General features: G+C 64.1%; 13 protein-coding genes. 10 read left to right on the top strand and 3 right to left on the bottom strand.

Annotated features, from left to right (window positions below):
* Positions 1–3 precede the first annotated feature (3 nt).
* The 4 genes from F6X59_RS02190 (at position 4) to F6X59_RS02175 (ending at position 5,879) form a co-directional block, all read left to right on the top strand.
* Complete coding sequence (locus F6X59_RS02190; protein WP_152954196.1) at positions 4–636, top strand: DsbA family protein; 633 nt, start codon at positions 4–6, stop codon at positions 634–636.
* Complete coding sequence (locus F6X59_RS02185; protein WP_372240279.1) at positions 629–2,461, top strand: ABC transporter ATP-binding protein; 1,833 nt, start codon at positions 629–631, stop codon at positions 2,459–2,461. Before F6X59_RS02190 ends, F6X59_RS02185 begins: the two co-directional genes overlap by 8 nt.
* A 136-nt stretch (positions 2,462–2,597) precedes the next feature.
* Positions 2,598–5,054: an EAL domain-containing protein gene (locus F6X59_RS02180; protein WP_152954195.1), complete on the top strand. Its 2,457-nt coding sequence runs from the start codon at positions 2,598–2,600 to the stop codon at positions 5,052–5,054.
* Positions 5,055–5,093: 39 nt separating this feature from the next.
* Entirely contained in the window at positions 5,094–5,879 is a 786-nt protein-coding gene (locus tag F6X59_RS02175; protein ID WP_346653814.1) for an iron-containing redox enzyme family protein, read from the top strand.
* 61 nt (positions 5,880–5,940) lie between these two features.
* Here F6X59_RS02175 and F6X59_RS02170 read toward each other — a convergent pair whose 3' ends face one another.
* Genes F6X59_RS02170 through ubiG form a run of 3 tightly spaced genes read right to left on the bottom strand, consistent with a single transcriptional unit; the run spans position 5,941 to position 8,083 of the window.
* Positions 5,941–6,681 carry a YciK family oxidoreductase gene (locus F6X59_RS02170; RefSeq protein ID WP_103449589.1) on the bottom strand — a complete coding sequence of 247 codons (741 nt, stop codon included), beginning with the start codon at positions 6,679–6,681 and terminating at the stop codon, positions 5,941–5,943.
* Between the two features lie 29 nt (positions 6,682–6,710).
* Positions 6,711–7,382: an N-acetylmuramic acid 6-phosphate phosphatase MupP gene (gene mupP, locus F6X59_RS02165; protein ID WP_152954194.1), complete on the bottom strand. Its 672-nt coding sequence runs from the start codon at positions 7,380–7,382 to the stop codon at positions 6,711–6,713.
* A 2-nt stretch (positions 7,383–7,384) separates the two neighbouring features.
* The gene (gene ubiG / locus F6X59_RS02160) at positions 7,385–8,083 is read right to left on the bottom strand and encodes a bifunctional 2-polyprenyl-6-hydroxyphenol methylase/3-demethylubiquinol 3-O-methyltransferase UbiG (protein ID WP_152954193.1); all 699 of its coding nucleotides are present in this window, start codon (positions 8,081–8,083) and stop codon (positions 7,385–7,387) included.
* Positions 8,084–8,195: 112 nt separating this feature from the next.
* On the opposite strand from ubiG, the gene mtnA reads away from it, so the two are divergent.
* From mtnA to cmk, 6 genes are all read left to right on the top strand, one after another.
* Positions 8,196–9,272 (top strand): S-methyl-5-thioribose-1-phosphate isomerase, encoded by a 1,077-nt coding sequence (gene mtnA, locus F6X59_RS02155; RefSeq protein WP_152954192.1) that lies wholly within the window; start codon positions 8,196–8,198, stop codon positions 9,270–9,272.
* A gap of 267 nt (positions 9,273–9,539) precedes the next feature.
* Entirely contained in the window at positions 9,540–12,302 is a 2,763-nt protein-coding gene (gyrA, locus tag F6X59_RS02150; protein WP_152954191.1) for a DNA gyrase subunit A, read from the top strand.
* Positions 12,303–12,372: 70 nt separating this feature from the next.
* On the top strand, positions 12,373–13,458 hold the full coding sequence (gene serC, locus F6X59_RS02145; protein ID WP_372240278.1) for a 3-phosphoserine/phosphohydroxythreonine transaminase: 1,086 nt from the start codon (positions 12,373–12,375) through the stop codon (positions 13,456–13,458).
* On the top strand, positions 13,458–14,552 hold the full coding sequence (gene pheA / locus F6X59_RS02140; protein WP_060508965.1) for a prephenate dehydratase: 1,095 nt from the start codon (positions 13,458–13,460) through the stop codon (positions 14,550–14,552). Before serC ends, pheA begins: the two co-directional genes overlap by 1 nt.
* A gap of 154 nt (positions 14,553–14,706) precedes the next feature.
* Positions 14,707–16,914: a bifunctional prephenate dehydrogenase/3-phosphoshikimate 1-carboxyvinyltransferase gene (locus F6X59_RS02135; RefSeq protein ID WP_346653860.1), complete on the top strand. Its 2,208-nt coding sequence runs from the start codon at positions 14,707–14,709 to the stop codon at positions 16,912–16,914.
* Entirely contained in the window at positions 16,911–17,597 is a 687-nt protein-coding gene (gene cmk, locus F6X59_RS02130; RefSeq protein WP_372240277.1) for a (d)CMP kinase, read from the top strand. Before F6X59_RS02135 ends, cmk begins: the two co-directional genes overlap by 4 nt.
* The last annotated feature ends 58 nt before the right edge of the window (positions 17,598–17,655 follow it).

Genomic DNA, 17,655 nt, shown 5'->3' with positions numbered 1-17,655 from the left:
GCCATGACCGCCCGCCTGATCTATGTGATGGACCCGATGTGCTCCTGGTGCTGGGGTTTCGCGCCAGTGGCCGCGGCGCTGATCGCACAGGCCGCCGAGGCGGGCGTCAGCACTCGCCTGGTACCGGGCGGCCTGCGCAGCGGCGGCAGCGCGCTGGATGCTTCGACCCGCAAGTACATCCTCGAGCACTGGCAGGCGGTGGCCGAGGCCACCGGGCAACCGTTCCGTTTCGAGGGCGCCATGCCTGACGGCTTTGTCTACGACACCGAGCCGGCCTGCCGCGCCCTGGTCACTGCCCGCGAGCTGGATGCCGAGCGTGTCTGGCCGCTGCTGGCGCTGATCCAGCGTTCGTTCTACGAGCAGGGCGTGGATGTCACCCGTGCCCCGCAACTGGTCGAGCTGGCCGAACAGGCCGGCTTCGACCGCGAGCGCTTCGCCCAGCAGTTCGCCAGCCATGACATCCGCGCCGCCACCAGCGCGGACTTCAGCTGGGTGCAGGACCTCGGCATCGCCGGCTTCCCGACCCTGCTGGCCGAGCGCAACGGCCAACTGGCCTTGCTGACCAACGGCTACCAGCCGCTGGACAGCCTGCAACCCCTGCTTGGCCGCTGGCTACAGCAGGCCGTCTGTGCTTGATCTGCCAGGGTCGCCAGACCCTGTGCCAGGGAAGCCCGCCGCTGCGCCCGATCGCCTGAGCTGGGCGGAAATCCGCCGCCTGGCCCTGCATCACAAGAAAAACCTCTGGACCGCCAATCTGGTAGCCGTACTGGCGGCCTGCTGCGCCGTGCCGATCCCGTTGCTGCTGCCGTTGCTGGTCGACGAAGTGCTGCTGGGCCACGGCGACGCCGCGCTGAAATGGATGAACCAACTGCTGCCGAGCGGCTGGCAAGTGGCGGCCGGCTACATCGGCCTGATGCTGGCGGCCACGCTGTGCCTGCGCCTGGCGGCACTGGCCTTCAACGTGGTGCAGGCCAAGCTGTTCGCCGGGCTGGCCAAGGACATCGTCTACCGCCTGCGCATTCGCCTGATCGAGCGCCTCAAGCGCATCTCGCTCAAGGAATACGAAAGCCTCGGCAGCGGCACCGTGACCACGCACCTGGTCACCGACCTGGATACCCTCGACAAGTTCGTCGGCGAGACCCTGAGCCGCTTCCTGGTGGCCATGCTCACCCTCACCGGCACGGCGGCGATCCTGCTCTGGATGCACTGGAAGCTGGCGTTGCTGATCCTGTTGTTCAACCCGCTGGTGATCTACTTCACCGTGCAGTTGGGCAAACGCGTCAAACACCTGAAAAAACTCGAGAACGACAGCACCTCGCGCTTTACCCAGGCGTTGTCGGAAACCCTGGATGCCATCCAGGAAATCCGTGCCGGCAATCGCCAGGGCTACTTCCTCGGCCGCCTCGGCCTGCGGGCCCGTGAAGTACGCGACTATGCCGTGGAATCGCAATGGAAGAGCGATGCCAGTGGCCGCGCCAGTGGCCTGCTGTTCCAGTTCGGTATCGATATTTTCCGTGCGGCGGCGATGTTGACCGTGCTGTTCTCCGACCTGTCGATCGGGCAGATGCTCGCGGTGTTCAGCTACCTGTGGTTCATGATCGGCCCGGTGGAGCAGCTGCTCAACCTGCAATATGCCTACTACGCCGCCGGCGGTGCGCTGAGCCGGCTCAACGAGCTGCTGTCGCGGGCTGACGAGCCGCAGTACCCGGCCGCCAGCGACCCGTTCGCCGGCCGCGAGACGGTGGGCATCGAGGTGCGCGACCTGCGCTTCGCCTACGCCGACGAGCCGGTGCTGGACCAGCTGAACCTGGCCATCGCTCCCGGTGAGAAGGTGGCCATCGTTGGCGCCAGTGGTGGCGGCAAGAGCACCCTGGTGCAATTGCTGCTGGGCCTGTACAGCGCTCAGGCCGGGACCATCCGCTTTGGCGGTGCCAGCCTGCAGGAAATCGGCCTTGAGACACTGCGCGAAAACGTCGCGGTGGTGCTGCAGCACCCATCGCTGTTCAACGACAGTGTGCGCGCCAACCTGACCATGGGCCGTGACTGCAGCGACGAAGCCTGCTGGCAAGCCCTGCGCATCGCCCAGCTGGACGCCACCATCGCCGCCTTGCCGCAAGGGCTGGACAGCGTGGTTGGCCGTTCGGGGGTGCGCCTGTCCGGTGGCCAGCGCCAGCGCCTGGCGATTGCCCGCATGGTTCTGGCCGAGCCCAAGGTGGTGATTCTCGATGAAGCCACCTCGGCGCTGGATGCCGCCACCGAGTACAACCTGCACCAGGCACTGGCGCGCTTCCTCAGCGGCCGGACCACGCTGATCATTGCGCACCGGCTGTCGGCGGTGAAGCAGGCCGACCGGGTACTGGTATTCGACGGTGGCCACGTGGCCGAGGATGGCGACCATCAGCAGCTGATAGCCGAGGGTGGGCTGTATGCCAAGTTGTATGGGCATTTGCAGCAGACCTGACAATGCCCCTGGATTGCTCCTGCTCAAACTCCCCAACGTTGCCGGCGTAAATTCCCCTCCACTTAGATGGCAAATGGCCTACGCTGTGCTTGTCTGGGTTGATTCAAAGTCTTATCTGCTCTGCGACAGGGACTAAATGAAGGGAAATCGCACTCAAGAAGCGCCAAGGTTGGTAGGTATCATCTGGCCCTTCATCGCCGTCGTCGTGTTCCAGGTGATGCTGGGTAGCCTCAGCCTTTATACATTGTCGGCGGTTCGTGCCTACGTGGCCGGTGAAAGCCTTTGGTCCAAGGCCCAGAAAGATGCCATCTATTACCTCAACCTGTATGCCGATGACCGAGACGAGCGCACCTATCAGCGCTATCGCCAGGCCATGGCCGTGCCCCAGGGCGACCACGAGCTGCGAGAGCTGCTCGACCAGGCCAGCCCGGACCTGGAAGGCGCCCGCCAGGCCGTGCTGCAGGGCGGCAACCACCCGGACGATGTCGACCGGATCATCTGGTTCTACCGTAATTTCCGCCAGGTCAGCTACATGCAGACGGCGATCGACTACTGGAACATCGGCGATGACTACCTGATCAAGCTCGATATGCTGGCCAGCGAAATGCACTCTGGTTTCGCTGCAGGGCAGGTCAACGCGGCCCAGCTCGATGACTGGAAAAACCGCATCGTTGCGATCAACGAAGGCGTCACGCCCGCCGCCAAGGCCTTCAGTGATGCCTTGGGCGAAGGCTCGCGGATGCTGCTGCGGGTGCTGCTGGTCACCAACCTGCTGACCGCGCTGTTCCTCATCACCATTGCCTGGCGCCGTTCGAGCAAGCTGCTGGCCCAGCGCCAGGCCTTCGCCAATGCCCTGCGGGAAGAGAAGGAGCGGGCGCAGATCACCCTTGAGTCGATTGGCGACGCAGTGATCACCGCCGATGTCGAGGGCAATATCGGTTACATGAACCCTGCTGCCGAGCAGCTGACCCACTGGCAGTCCGGCCAGGCGCTGGGCTTGCCGCTGGGGGCGCTGTTCAGCCTGCTCGACGACCAGGAAGAGGGCGAATGCTGCTCGCTGGTCGAGCAGGTGCTCAGTGGCAGCCTCAAGGGCGGCGCCGAGCATGCCCGGCTGATTCAGCGCCTGGATGGCAGCACGGTGTCGGTCAACCTGGTTGGCTCGCCGATCATCAACAACGACCAGGTGGCCGGTATCGTGCTGGTGCTGCACGACATGACCCAGGAGCGCCAGTACATCGCCAACCTGTCGTGGCAGGCCACCCATGACGCCTTGACCGGCCTGGCCAACCGCCGCGAATTCGAATACCGCCTGGAACAGGCGCTTAATGGCCTGGTGCGCCAGGCCGGTCGGCATTCGCTGATGTTCCTCGACCTCGATCAGTTCAAACTGGTCAACGACACCAGCGGCCATGCGGCAGGTGACGAGCTGCTCAGGCACATCTGTGCGGTGCTGCAGTCAGGGTTGCGCGAAGGCGACACCCTGGCGCGCCTGGGCGGCGATGAATTTGGCGTGCTGCTGGAGAACTGCCCGGCCGAACAGTCCGAGCGCATCGCCGAGAACCTGCGCCAGGCCGTGCAGAGCCTGCACTTCGTGTGGAAGGGCAGGCCGTTCGTGACCACTGTCAGTATCGGCCTGGTGCACATTGCGCAGGCACCCGGCACGCTGGAGGCCTCGTTGCGGGCTGCCGACATGGCCTGCTACATGGCCAAGGAAAAGGGCCGTAACCGGGTGCAGGTTTACCACGCCGACGACAGCGAGCTGTCCATGCGCTTTGGCGAAATGGCCTGGATCCAGCGCCTGCATGTTGCCCTGGAGGAAAACCGCTTCTGCCTCTATTGCCAGGAAATCGCCGCGCTGAAGACCATCGAAGGCCCCGGCCATATCGAGATCCTGCTGCGCCTGCATGATGAAAGCGGCCGCACCATCCTTCCGGACAGTTTCATCCCGGCCGCCGAGCGCTACGGCCTGATGACGGCGCTTGACCGCTGGGTGGTGCGCAATGTGTTCCAGGTCATCCGCCAGTGCCTGGACGAAGAGCGGGACGGGCCGCTGGCCATGTGTGCAATCAACCTTTCGGGCACCAGCATCGGCGACGACAAGTTCCTCGACTACCTGCAGCGGTTGTTCGTCGAGTATGCCATTCCGCCACGGATGATCTGCTTCGAGATCACCGAGACCAGCGCCATTGCCAACCTCGGCAGTGCCATCCGTTTCATCAACGAATTGAAAGGGCTGGGTTGCAAGTTCTCGCTGGACGACTTCTGCGCCGGAATGTCGTCATTCGCCTATTTGAAACATTTACCCGTCGACTTCTTGAAGATCGACGGAAGTTTTGTCAAAGATATGCTCGACGACCCGGTCAACCGTGCCATGGTCGAGGTGATCAATCACATCGGCCACGTCATGGGCAAGCGGACCATCGCCGAGTTCGTCGAAACACCGTTGATCGAGCAGGCCTTGCAGGAGATCGGCGTGGATTACGCCCAGGGCTATCTGATTGAACGACCGCAGGTGTTCACCTGCGACAGTCTGCAGCGCCAACGGATTGCTGCGCGGCCCTTGCTGCATCGGGCGCCCGGTACTTTTCGCTGAAAACACGTCCGCTAAATCACAAGGATCAAGGAGCTGAAAGTGATTGATGCATTCGTACGTATCGGGCCCTTGATGGACCCGGCCAGTTACCCCCAGTGGGCCCAGCAACTGATCGAGGATTGCCGTGAAAGCAAGCGCCGGGTGGTCGAACACGCGTTCTACCAACGCCTGCGTGATGGCCAGTTGCGCCAGTCGACCATTCGCCAGTACCTGATCGGTGGCTGGCCGGTGGTCGAACAGTTTTCCCTGTACATGGCCCATAACCTGACCAAGACCCGCTATGCCCGCCACCCCGGCGAGGACATGGCGCGGCGTTGGCTGATGCGCAACATCCGCGTCGAGCTCAACCATGCCGACTACTGGGTCAACTGGTGCCAGGCCCATGGCGTACATCTGCATGATCTGCAGGCGCAGGATGTACCGCCAGAGCTGAACGGGCTGAACGACTGGTGCTGGCGTGTGTGCACCACCGAGTCGCTGGCGATTGCCATGGCGGCGACCAACTATGCGATCGAGGGGGCGACCGGCGAGTGGTCGGCGGTGGTGTGCGCCGAGGACACCTATGCCATGGGCTTCCCGGAGGACCAGCGCAAGCGGGCGATGAAGTGGTTGAAGATGCATGCCCAGTACGATGATGCGCACCCGTGGGAGGCGTTGGAGATCATCTGCACGCTGGCGGGCGAGAACCCGACCCTGGGGCTGCGCAACGAGCTGCGCAAGGCGATCTGCAAGAGCTATGACTGCATGTACCTGTTCCTGGAGCGGTGCATGCAACTGGAAGCGCGCCAGCAAGGGCGCATGCGCCCGGCCTTGGCCGCTGGCTGAGTCCTGTCCTGGCCTCTTCGCGGGTAAACCCGCGAAGAGGCCAGGACAGGCGACACAAGGCTCACTGGGCGTTGAGCGCCTGCCCGTTCACATCTTTGCTATCCGGCCCCATCAGGTACAGATAGACCGGCATGATCTCTTCCGGCAGCGGGTTGTTCTGCGGGTTCTCGCTCGGATACGCCTGTGCCCGCATCGCCGTGCGCGTGGCGCCCGGGTTGATGCTGTTGGAGCGTACCGGCGCCACGCCTTCCAGCTCGTCGGCCAGGGTCTGCATCAGCCCTTCGGTGGCGAACTTCGACACCCCGTAGGCACCCCAGTAGGCCCGGCCCTTGCGCCCGACGCTGCTGGAGGTGAACACCACCGAGGCGTCCTCCGACAGCTTGAGCAGCGGCAGCAGGGTGCTGGTGAGCATGAAGGTGGCATTGACGTTGATGTGCATCACGCGCATGAAGTTGTCGCCCGACAGCTGCTCCAGTGGTGTGCGCGGGCCGATGATCGAGGCGTTGTTGAGCAGGCCGTCGAGGCGGCCGAACTGCTCCTCGATCATCACCGCCAGCTCGTCGTACTGGTGCGGCAGGGCGGTTTCCAGGTTGAACGGGATCACCACGGGCTGCGGGTGGCCGGCGGCCTCGATCTGGTCGTAGACCTCGTTGAGGTTGGCTTCGGTCTTGCCCAGCAGCAGCACGGTGGCGCCCAGGGCGGCATAGGCCTTGGCGGCCGCGGCACCGATGCCGCGGCCGGCGCCGGTGACCAGGATGACGCGGCCGGCGAGCAGGCCGGGGCGGGCGGTGTAGTCGAACATGTCAGGTGTCCTTGTAGAGCCTGGGGAGGTCAGCAGCCGCACAGGGCGCTGTCGATCACCTTGCGCAGTTCCAGCGGGTGGTCCACCACCACATCGGCGCCCCAGTTGTTCGGGTTGTCCTCTGGATGAATATAGCCGTAGCGCACCGCGGCCGTACGGGTGCCGGCGTCGCGGCCAGACTCGATGTCGCGCAGGTCGTCACCGACGAACAGCACGCTGGCCGGGTCCAGGTCCAGGGTCTTGCAGGCGAGGATCAGCGGCTCCGGGTCGGGCTTGCTGTTCTTCACGTGGTCCGGGCAGATCAGCAGTGCCGAACGCTCGGCCAGGCCCAGCTGCTGCATGATCGGCTCGGCGAAGCGCACCGGCTTGTTGGTCACCACGCCCCACAGCAGGTTGCCCTTTTCGATGTCGGCCAGCAGCTCGCCCATGCCATCGAACAGCTTGCTGTGCACCGCGCAGTCACGCTGGTAGCGCTCGAGGAACTCCAGGCGCAGGGCCTCGAAGCCTTCGGCCTCGGGGGCCATGGCGAAGGTTGCCGCCACCATGGCGCGGGCGCCGCCGGAGATCACGTCGCGGATCAGCTGGTCATCGATGCTCGGCAGGCCGCGCTCGGCGAGCATGGCCTGGCAGATGGCGATGAAGTCCGGCGCCGTGTCGAGCAGGGTGCCGTCCATGTCGAAAAGTACTGCTCGCAAACGCATGCTCATTCCTCGCGCAGGGTCTGGATCATGTAGTTGACGTCAACGTCGCTGCTAAGCTTGTAGTGCTTGGTCAGCGGGTTGTAGGTCAGGCCGATGATGTCCTTGACCGCAAGGCCGGCGACACGGCTCCAGGCGCCGAGCTCGGACGGGCGGATGAACTTCTTGAAGTCGTGGGTACCGCGCGGCAGCATCTTGAGGATGTACTCGGCGCCGACGATGGCCAGCAGGTAGGCCTTGGGGTTGCGGTTGATGGTCGAGAAGAACACCTGGCCGCCAGGCTTGACCATGCGGTAGCAGGCGCGGATCACCGAGGACGGGTCGGGCACGTGTTCGAGCATCTCCAGGCAGGTGACCACGTCGAACTGCTCGGGCATCTCCTCGGCCAGGGCCTCGGCGGTGATCTGCCGGTACTCGACCTCGACGCCCGACTCCAGTTGGTGCAGCTGGGCAACGGCCAATGGCGCTTCGCCCATGTCGATACCGGTGACGGTGGCGCCGCGCAAGGCCATGGCCTCGCTGAGGATGCCGCCGCCGCAGCCAACGTCCAGCACCTTCTTGCCCGCCAGGCCGACGCGCTCGTCGATCCAGTTGACGCGCAGCGGGTTGATGTCGTGCAGCGGCTTGAACTCGCTTTCGCGGTCCCACCAGCGGTGGGCCAAGGCTTCGAACTTGGCGATTTCGGCGTGGTCGACGTTGCTCATTGAACAATCCTCTGGAACTTGCACTTCAAATGCGGCGCAGTATACCCGAGCGTCTGCGGCCGAGGGTCGCTATAATCGCCGGCTTTTGATATCCGAACGACGGGGAGAGGCAATGCGCGAGCGACTTTTGGCGGCGGAGAAGGTGACCGGGATGCGCTGGCAAGGCGGCGCCCTGCACCTGCTCGACCAGCGCCTGCTGCCGTCGGAAGAACGCTGGCTGACCTGCGACAATGTCGCGCAGGTGGTGGCGGCGATCCGCGACATGGCCGTGCGCGGTGCCGCCGCCATTGGCATTGCTGCGGCCTATGGGCTGGTGCTGGCCCTGGAAGAGCGCCTGGCCCAGGGTGGCGACTGGGAAATGGACCTGGAAGAGGACTTCCTCAGCCTGGCCGAAGCCCGGCCTACCGCGGCCAACCTGTTCTGGGCGCTGAACCGCATGCGCGAGCGCCTGCTGCGTGTGCGTGGCGAAGAGGACGTGCTGGCCGCACTGGAAGCCGAAGCGATTGCCATCCATGAAAGTGACCGCGAAGCCAACCTGACCATGGCCCAGCACGGTATCGAACTGATCCGTCGCCATCAGGGCAATGAGCAGACCTTGCTGACCTACGGCAACGCCGGCGCCCTGGCCAGTGGCGGTATCGGCACGGCCCTGGGGGTGATTCGCGCCGGTTATCTGGAGGGGATGGTCGAGCGGGTGTATGCCGGTGAGACCCGCCCTTGGCTCCAGGGCTCGCGCCTGACGGCCTGGGAGCTGGCCAAAGAGGGCATCCCGGTGACCTTGTGCGCCGATTCGGCGCTGGCTCACCTGATGAAGACCAAAGGCATCACCTGGGTGGTGGTTGGCGCCGACTGCATTGCTGCCAATGGCGATGTGGCGAGCAAGATCGGCACTTACCAGCTGGCCGTCAGCGCCATGCACCACGGCGTGCGCTTCATGGTGGTGGCGCCGAGCACCAGCATCGACCTCAACCTGGCCAGCGGTGAGGACATTCCGCTGGAAGAGCGTGAGGCTGATGAGTTGCTGGACTATGCCGGTACCCGTGTGGCGCCGCAGGTAGAGGCCTTCAACCCGGTATTCGACGTGACCCCGGCCGACCTGATCGACGTGATCGTCACCGAGCGCGGCATCGTCGAGCGGCCGGATACCGCCAAGCTGGCCCAGTTGATGTGTCGCAAGCGGTTGCATTGATCGGGGGTAGGGCGGCGCTCGATCTCACAGGCGACACAAAACTCAAGCCGAGCACCCTCGCGCCACATCTCCCCACCGCCCCCGCCTTTGTGATAACATCCGGCAGTTTCCAAGACCGCCCACGAAGGCGGCCTTCATTGCGCAGATCCATGCAACAACTCATTGATTTGTCGTAAGTCGTCGCACCCCTATGCGCTGCGGCGGCGAGCTTCGTTCGGCCCTTGATGGAGCTGCGAAGTTTCACCAGAAAAAGGAATCAGGCTTCTCATGGGCGAACTGGCCAAAGAAATCCTCCCGGTCAATATCGAAGACGAACTGAGACAGTCTTACCTCGACTACGCGATGAGCGTGATTGTCGGGCGAGCGCTGCCCGATGCGCGTGATGGCTTGAAGCCCGTGCATCGTCGCGTTCTCTATGCGATGAGCGAACTGGGCAACGACTGGAACAAGCCGTACAAGAAATCCGCCCGTGTGGTCGGTGACGTGATCGGTAAGTACCACCCGCACGGCGACACTGCGGTCTACGACACCATCGTGCGTATGGCCCAGCCGTTCTCGCTGCGCTACCTGCTGGTCGACGGCCAGGGCAACTTCGGTTCGGTCGACGGCGACAACGCCGCAGCCATGCGATACACCGAAGTGCGCATGACCAAGCTGGCCCACGAGCTGCTGGCCGACCTGCACAAAGAGACCGTCGATTGGGTGCCCAACTACGACGGCACCGAGCAGATCCCGGCGGTCATGCCGACCCGTATCCCCAACCTGCTGGTCAACGGTTCCAGCGGTATCGCCGTGGGCATGGCGACCAACATCCCGCCGCACAACCTCGGTGAAGTCATCGACGGTTGCCTGGCGCTGATCGACAACCCGGAAGTCACCATCGATGAGCTGATGCAGTTCATCCCGGGCCCGGACTTCCCGACTGCCGGCATCATCAACGGCCGCCAGGGCATCATCGAGGCCTACCGCACCGGCCGTGGCCGCATCTACATGCGCGCCCGCTCCGAGATCGAAGACATCGACAAGGTCGGTGGCCGCCAGCAGATCGTCATTACCGAGCTGCCGTACCAGCTGAACAAGGCCCGACTGATCGAGAAGATCGCCGAGCTGGTCAAAGAGAAGAAGATCGAAGGCATCACCGAGCTGCGCGACGAGTCCGACAAGGACGGCATGCGCATCGTCATCGAGCTGCGCCGCGGCGAGGTGCCGGAGGTGGTGCTCAACAACCTCTACCAGCAGACCCAGCTGCAGAGCGTGTTCGGTATCAACGTGGTTGCCCTGGTCGACGGCCGCCCGCGCCTGCTCAACCTCAAGGACCTGCTCGAAGCGTTCGTCCGTCACCGCCGCGAAGTGGTGACCCGTCGTACCGTGTTCGAGCTGCGCAAGGCCCGCGAGCGTGGCCACATCCTTGAGGGGCAGGCGGTCGCGCTGTCCAACATCGACCCGGTCATCGCCCTGATCAAGGCCTCGCCGACCCCGTCCGAAGCCAAGGAAGCGCTGATTTCCACCCCGTGGGAATCCAGTGCCGTGCAGGTCATGGTCGAGCGCGCCGGCGCCGATTCCTGCCGCCCTGAAGACCTGCCAGAGCAGTACGGTCTGCGTGAAGGCAAGTATTACCTGTCGCCGGAGCAGGCTCAGGCCATCCTCGACCTGCGCTTGCACCGCCTGACCGGCCTGGAGCACGAGAAGCTGCTGGCCGAGTACCAGGAAATTCTCGAGCAGATCGGCGAACTGATCCGCATCCTCAGCAGCGCCCAGCGCCTGATGGAAGTGATCCGCGAAGAGCTCGAAGCGATCCGTGCCGAGTACGGCGATGCGCGTCGCACCGAAATCCTCAATGCCACCCACGACCTCAACTACGGCGACATGATCCCGGAAGAAGAGCGCGTGGTAACCATCTCCCATGGTGGTTATGCCAAGACCCAGCCATTGTCCGCTTACCAGGCCCAGCGCCGTGGCGGCAAGGGCAAGTCGGCGACCGGCGTGAAGGACGAGGACTACATCGAGCACCTGCTGGTCGCCAACAGCCATGCCACGCTGCTGCTGTTCTCCAGCAAGGGCAAGGTGTACTGGAAGAAAACCTACGAAATCCCGGAAGCGTCCCGCGCTGCCCGTGGTCGCCCGCTGGTCAACCTGCTGCCGCTGGAGGAGGGTGAGCGCATCACCGCCATGCTGCAGATCGACCTCGAAGCCCTGCAGCAGAACGCCGACCTGGACGAAGAGCTGGAAGAGGCTGAAGACACCGTGCTCGAGGGTGAGCTGGTAGAGGCCGAAGAAGTCGATGAAGAAGACGGCGATACCCCTGAGTGGGTTGCAGAGCCGACCGGCGCGTACATCTTCATGGCCACCGCCTCGGGTACCGTCAAGAAGACACCGCTGGTGCAGTTCGCCCGTCCGCGCTCCAACGGCCTGATCGCCTTGAAGCTGAAGGAAGGTGACACCCTGATTGCCGCGGCCATCACTGACGGTGCCAAGGAAGTCATGATGTTCTCCGACGCTGGCAAGGTGATCCGCTTCGCCGAGAGCGTGGTGCGTGAAATGGGCCGTAACGCCCGTGGTGTGCGTGGCATGAAGCTGGGCAAGGGGCAGCAGATCATCTCGATGCTGATTCCGGAGTCCGGCTCGCAGATCCTCACCGCCTCCGAGCGTGGTTTTGGCAAGCGCACCCCGCTGTCCAAGTTCCCACGCCGCGGCCGTGGTGGCCAGGGCGTGATCGCCATGGGTACCAAGGGGCGCAATGGTCTGCTGATCGGCGCCATTCAGGTGCAGGAAGGCGAAGAGATCATGTTGATTTCCGACCAGGGTACGTTGGTTCGTACCCGGGTTGGCGAGGTGTCCAGCCTGAGCCGAAATACGCAGGGCGTAACCCTGATCAAGCTGGCTGCCGATGAAACGCTGGTGGGCCTGGAGCGAATCCAGGAGCCATCCGAGGACGAACTCGATGATGTGATCGAGACGGACGAGGAGGGCGTCGAGGCCGATGCGCCGGATGATGAAGCTGCAGGCGCCGAAGAGGCTCCGCAGGAATAAGCAAGCGTGAACCCGAGCGGGGCGACCAAGGTCGCCCCGTTTGACTGATAAGAGCAGAGCGAGAGTGGATGTGAGCAAACGAGCCTTTAACTTCTGCGCAGGCCCTGCCGCGCTTCCTGACGCTGTGTTGCAGCGTGCCCAGGCCGAGATGCTGGACTGGAATGGCAAGGGCTTGTCGGTGATGGAGATGAGCCATCGCAGCGACGACTACGTGGCCATCGCTGAAAAGGCCGAGCAGGACCTGCGTGACCTGCTGTCCGTCCCCTCCAACTACAAGGTCCTGTTCCTGCAGGGCGGTGCCAGCCAGCAGTTCGCCGAAATTCCGCTGAACCTGCTGCCGGAAAACGGCACTGCCGACTACGTCGAAACCGGTATCTGGTCGAAAAAGGCCATCGAGGAAGCGCGTCGCTTCGGCACCGTCAATGTTGCCGCCAGCGCCAAGCCCTACGATTACCTGGCCATTCCGGGCCAGAACGAGTGGAAGCTGACCAAGAACGCTGCCTACGTCCACTATGCGTCCAACGAGACCATCGGTGGCCTGCAGTTCGACTGGGTTCCAGAAACTGGCGACGTCCCGCTGGTGGTCGACATGTCCTCCGACATCCTCTCGCGCCCGATCGACGTCTCGCAGTACGGCATGATCTACGCCGGTGCGCAGAAGAACATCGGCCCGAGCGGCCTGGTGGTGGTGATCGTTCGTGAAGACCTGATCGGCCGTGCCCGCAGCATCTGCCCGACCATGCTCGACTACAAGGTCGCAGCCGACAATGGCTCGATGTACAACACCCCGGCCACCTATTCCTGGTACCTCTCGGGCCTGGTGTTCGAGTGGCTCAAGCAGCAGGGTGGCGTCGAGGCCATGGAGCAGCGCAACCGCGCCAAGAAGGACCGCCTGTACGGCTTCATCGCCGCCAGCGAGTTCTACACCAACCCGATCGCCCACAATGCCCGCTCGTGGATGAACGTGCCGTTCCGCCTGGCTGACGAGCGCCTGGACAAGGCCTTCCTGGCCGGCGCCGACGCCCGTGGCCTGCTCAACCTCAAGGGCCACCGCTCGGTTGGCGGCATGCGCGCCTCGATCTACAACGCCCTGGGCCTGGAAGCAGTAGAAGGCCTGGTGGCCTACATGGCCGAATTCGAGAAGGAGCACGGCTGATGTCCGAACAGGAACTCAAAGCCCTGCGCGTTCGCATCGACAGCCTCGACGAGAAAATTCTCGAGCTGATCAGCGATCGCGCCCGCTGCGCCGAAGAAGTGGCGCGGGTCAAGACTGCTTCGCTGCCTGAAGGCGAAAAGCCTGTGTTCTACCGCCCCGAGCGCGAAGCTGCCGTGCTCAAGCGCGTGATGGAGCGCAACAAGGGCCCGCTGGGCAACGAAGAGATGGCGCGCCTGTTCCGCGAAATCATGTCGTCCTGCCTGGCCCTGGAGGAACCGCTCAAGGTCGCCTACCTCGGCCCTGAGGGCACCTTCACCCAGGCTGCGGCCATGAAGCACTTCGGTCACGCCGTGGTCAGCCGCCCGATGGCGGCCATCGACGAAGTGTTCCGCGAAGTGGCGGCCGGTGCCGTCAACTTTGGCGTTGTCCCGGTGGAAAACTCCACCGAAGGTGCGGTCAGCCACACCCTGGACAGCTTCCTCGAGCACGACATGGTGATCTGCGGCGAAGTCGAGCTGCGCATCCACCATCACCTGCTGGTGGGCGAGAACACCAAGACCAACAGCATCACCCGCATCTACTCCCACGCCCAGTCGCTGGCCCAGTGCCGCAAGTGGCTGGACGCGCACTACCCGAACGTCGAGCGCGTTGCTGTTTCGAGCAACGCCGAGGCGGCCAAGCGGGTCAAGGGCGAGTGGAACTCGGCGGCGATCGCCGGCGACATGGCGGCCAACCTGTATGGTCTGACTCGCCTGGCTGAAAAGATCGAAGACCGCCCGGACAACTCCACGCGCTTCCTGATGATCGGTCAGCAGGAAGTGCCGCCGACCGGCGACGACAAGACCTCGATCATCGTCTCGATGAGCAACAAGCCGGGTGCGCTGCACGAGCTGCTGGTGCCGTTCCACGAGAACGGCATCGACCTGACCCGTATCGAAACCCGCCCGTCGCGCAGCGGCAAGTGGACCTACGTATTCTTCATCGACTTCGTCGGCCACCACCGCGACCCGCTGATCAAGGCGGTGCTGGAGAAGATCAGCCAAGAGGCCGTGGCGCTGAAGGTGCTGGGTTCCTATCCAAAGGCAGTGCTTTGATTTGAGATTGTCGGGGGCCGATTCGCGCCCCCTGTGGGGGCCGCGCTTGCCGGCGATGGCCTGCAAAGCAGGCCCCTGCGGTCTTACAGGCTGCCTAGATTTCTGAACAGGGTTCGCACCAGTGGTAAATGCAGCAAAAACCAAACCCGCGCCAATCATCAATCGCCTGGTGGTGGTAGGTCTCGGCCTGATCGGTGGCTCCTTTGCCAAGGGCTTGCGTGAAAGCGGCCTGTGCCGCGAAGTGGTCGGCGTCGACCTGGATGCCCCGTCGCGCAAGCTGGCTGTCGAGCTGGGCGTGGTCGACCGGTGCGAAGAAGACCTCGCTGCCGCCTGCATCGGCGCCGACGTCATCCAGCTCGCCGTGCCGATCCTGGCCATGGAAAAGGTCCTGGCCCGTCTGGCTCTGCTCGACCTCGGCACCGCCGTGATTACCGACGTTGGCAGCGCCAAGGGCAATGTCGTGCGTGAAGCGCGCGCCGTCTTCGCAGAGCGCCTGCCGCGCTTCGTTCCCGGCCACCCCATCGCCGGCTCCGAGCAGAGCGGGGTAGAGGCTTCCAACGCCGCCCTGTTCCGTCGGCACAAGGTCATCCTCACGCCGCTGGAAGAGACCGACCCGGCTGCGCTGGCGCTGGTCGACCGTTTGTGGCGTGCGCTGGGCGCCGATGTCGAGCACATGCCGGTGGAGCGCCATGACGAAGTGCTGGCTGCCACCAGCCACCTGCCGCACCTGCTGGCCTTCGGCCTGGTCGATTCGCTTGCCAAGCGCAATGAAAACCTCGACATCTTCCGGTACGCTGCGGGAGGGTTCCGCGATTTCACGCGAATCGCCGGTAGCGACCCGACCATGTGGCACGACATCTTCCTCGCCAACCGCGAGGCAGTCCTGCGCACCCTGGACACATTTCGCAGCGACCTCGACGCCTTGCGCGACGCGGTCGATGCTGGGGACGGGCACCAGCTGCTGGGTGTATTCACCCGTGCACGCGTTGCCCGCGAGCATTTCAGTAAAATCCTGGCCCGCCGGGCCTATGTGGACGCTATGAACGCCAACGATCTGATTTTCCTGGCCCAACCGGGTGGCCGCCTGACCGGGCGAATCCGCGTACCGGGCGACAAGTCGATTTCCCACCGTTCGATCATGCTCGGCTCGCTGGCCGAGGGCACGACCGAAGTCGAAGGTTTCCTTGAAGGCGAGGACGCCCTGGCGACCCTGCAGGCATTCCGCGACATGGGTGTGGTCATCGAAGGCCCTAACCATGGCCGCGTGACCATCCATGGTGTCGGCCTGCACGGCCTCAAGCCGCCACCTGGTCCGCTTTACGTCGGCAACTCCGGCACCTCGATGCGCCTGCTTTCCGGCCTGCTGGCCGGCCAGCCGTTCGATGTCACCATGACCGGCGACGCCTCGCTGTCCAAGCGCCCGATGAACCGCGTGGCCAACCCGCTGCGCGAAATGGGCGCGGTGGTCGAGACTGGCCCGGACGGCCGTCCGCCGCTGACCATTCGCGGTGGTAGCAAGCTGAAGGCGCTGACCTACACGCTGCCGATGGCCAGCGCCCAGGTCAAATCCTGCATCTTGCTGGCCGGCCTGTACGCCGAAGGCAAGACCACCGTCACCGAGCCAGCCCCGACCCGTGACCACACCGAGCGCATGCTGCGCGGCTTCGGTTACTCGGTCGAAAGCAACGGCCCGGTCGCTTCGCTGCAGTCCGGTGGCAAGCTCACCGCCACCCGTATCGAAGTGCCGGCAGATATCTCCTCGGCGGCGTTCTTCCTTGTGGCTGCATCGATTGCCGAAGGCTCCGAGCTGGTGCTCGAGCACGTCGGCATCAACCCGACCCGCACCGGCGTGATCGACATCCTGCGCCTGATGGGCGGCGACATCACCCTGGAGAACCAGCGTGAAGTCGGCGGCGAGCCAGTGGCCGACCTGCGCGTGCGTGGCGCCAAGCTCAAGGGCATCGACATCCCTGAAGAGCTGGTGCCGCTGGCGATCGACGAGTTCCCGGTACTGTTCGTTGCCGCTGCCTGCGCCGAAGGGCGTACCGTGCTGCGTGGTGCCGAAGAGCTGCGGGTGAAGGAGTCCGACCGTATCCAGGTCATGGCCGACGGCCTGATCACCCTGGGCATCAAATGCGAGCCGACCCCGGACGGCATCATCATCGACGGCGGCCAGCTCGGCGGTGGCGAAGTGCACGGTCACGGGGATCACCGTATCGCCATGGCCTTCAGCGTTGCCTCGCTGCGTGCCAGCGCGCCGATCCGCATCCATGATTGCGCCAACGTCGCCACGTCGTTCCCGAACTTCCTCAAGCTGTGCGCCGATGTCGGTATCCGCGTCGCCGAAGAGGGCAAGTCGTGAATTCGCAGGCACCGGTCATCACCATCGACGGCCCAAGCGGCTCGGGCAAGGGTACCGTTGCCGGCATCCTCGCTCGCGAGCTGGGCTGGAAGCTGCTGGATTCCGGCGCGCTGTACCGTTTGCTGGCGTTCAATGCCAGCAACCACGGCGTCGACCTGACCAACGAAGAGCTGCTCAAGGCGTTGGCCGCCCATCTGGATGTGCAGTTCATCGCTGCCGAGCCGGGTAAGCTTCAGCAAATCATCCTCGAAGGCGAGGACGTCAGTAACGTCATCCGTACCGAAACGGTCGGTGCCGGCGCCTCGATGGTCGCCTCGCTGCCAGCGGTGCGTGAAGCGTTGCTGCAGCGTCAGCGCGCCTTCCGTGAGGCGCCGGGCCTGATCGCCGACGGTCGCGACATGGGCACCGTGGTGTTTCCGGACGCGCCGCTGAAGGTTTTCCTCACCGCCAGTGCCGAGGAGCGTGCCCGTCGCCGCTACCTGCAGTTGAAGGGCAAGGGTGAAGATGTTAGTCTGTCGAGTCTGCTAGATGAGATTCGTGCGCGTGATGAGCGTGACACCCAGCGTGCAGTGGCCCCGCTGAAACCAGCGGCCGATGCCATTCAGCTGGACTCTACCGAGTTGTCCATCGAGCAGGTGTTGCAACGTATCAGGAGCGAGATCGCCCAGCGCGACTTGGTCTGATAGCCAGGAGAGCAGGCAGGGGCACCAGTCAACGTCCTGCCGGCTTTCCTTTACTTAA

The organism is Pseudomonas sp. MN1F, assembly GCF_009391885.1.
GTDB lineage: Bacteria > Pseudomonadota > Gammaproteobacteria > Pseudomonadales > Pseudomonadaceae > Aquipseudomonas.
Note: the sequence above shows the minus strand (reverse complement) of the source record. Positions and strands in the feature narration are given on the sequence as shown.

Excerpts from the sequence above, each read along its gene's own strand:
- F6X59_RS02190 (WP_152954196.1), top strand. The coding sequence starts at position 4 with ATGACCGCCCGCCTGATCTATGTGATGGACCCGATGTGCTCCTGGTGC.
- F6X59_RS02180 (WP_152954195.1), top strand. The coding sequence starts at position 2,598 with ATGAAGGGAAATCGCACTCAAGAAGCGCCAAGGTTGGTAGGTATCATC.
- F6X59_RS02170 (WP_103449589.1), bottom strand. The coding sequence starts at position 6,681 with ATGTTCGACTACACCGCCCGCCCCGGCCTGCTCGCCGGCCGCGTCATC.
- mupP (WP_152954194.1), bottom strand. The coding sequence starts at position 7,382 with ATGCGTTTGCGAGCAGTACTTTTCGACATGGACGGCACCCTGCTCGAC.
- ubiG (WP_152954193.1), bottom strand. The coding sequence starts at position 8,083 with ATGAGCAACGTCGACCACGCCGAAATCGCCAAGTTCGAAGCCTTGGCC.
- mtnA (WP_152954192.1), top strand. The coding sequence starts at position 8,196 with ATGCGCGAGCGACTTTTGGCGGCGGAGAAGGTGACCGGGATGCGCTGG.
- gyrA (WP_152954191.1), top strand. The coding sequence starts at position 9,540 with ATGGGCGAACTGGCCAAAGAAATCCTCCCGGTCAATATCGAAGACGAA.
- pheA (WP_060508965.1), top strand. The coding sequence starts at position 13,458 with ATGTCCGAACAGGAACTCAAAGCCCTGCGCGTTCGCATCGACAGCCTC.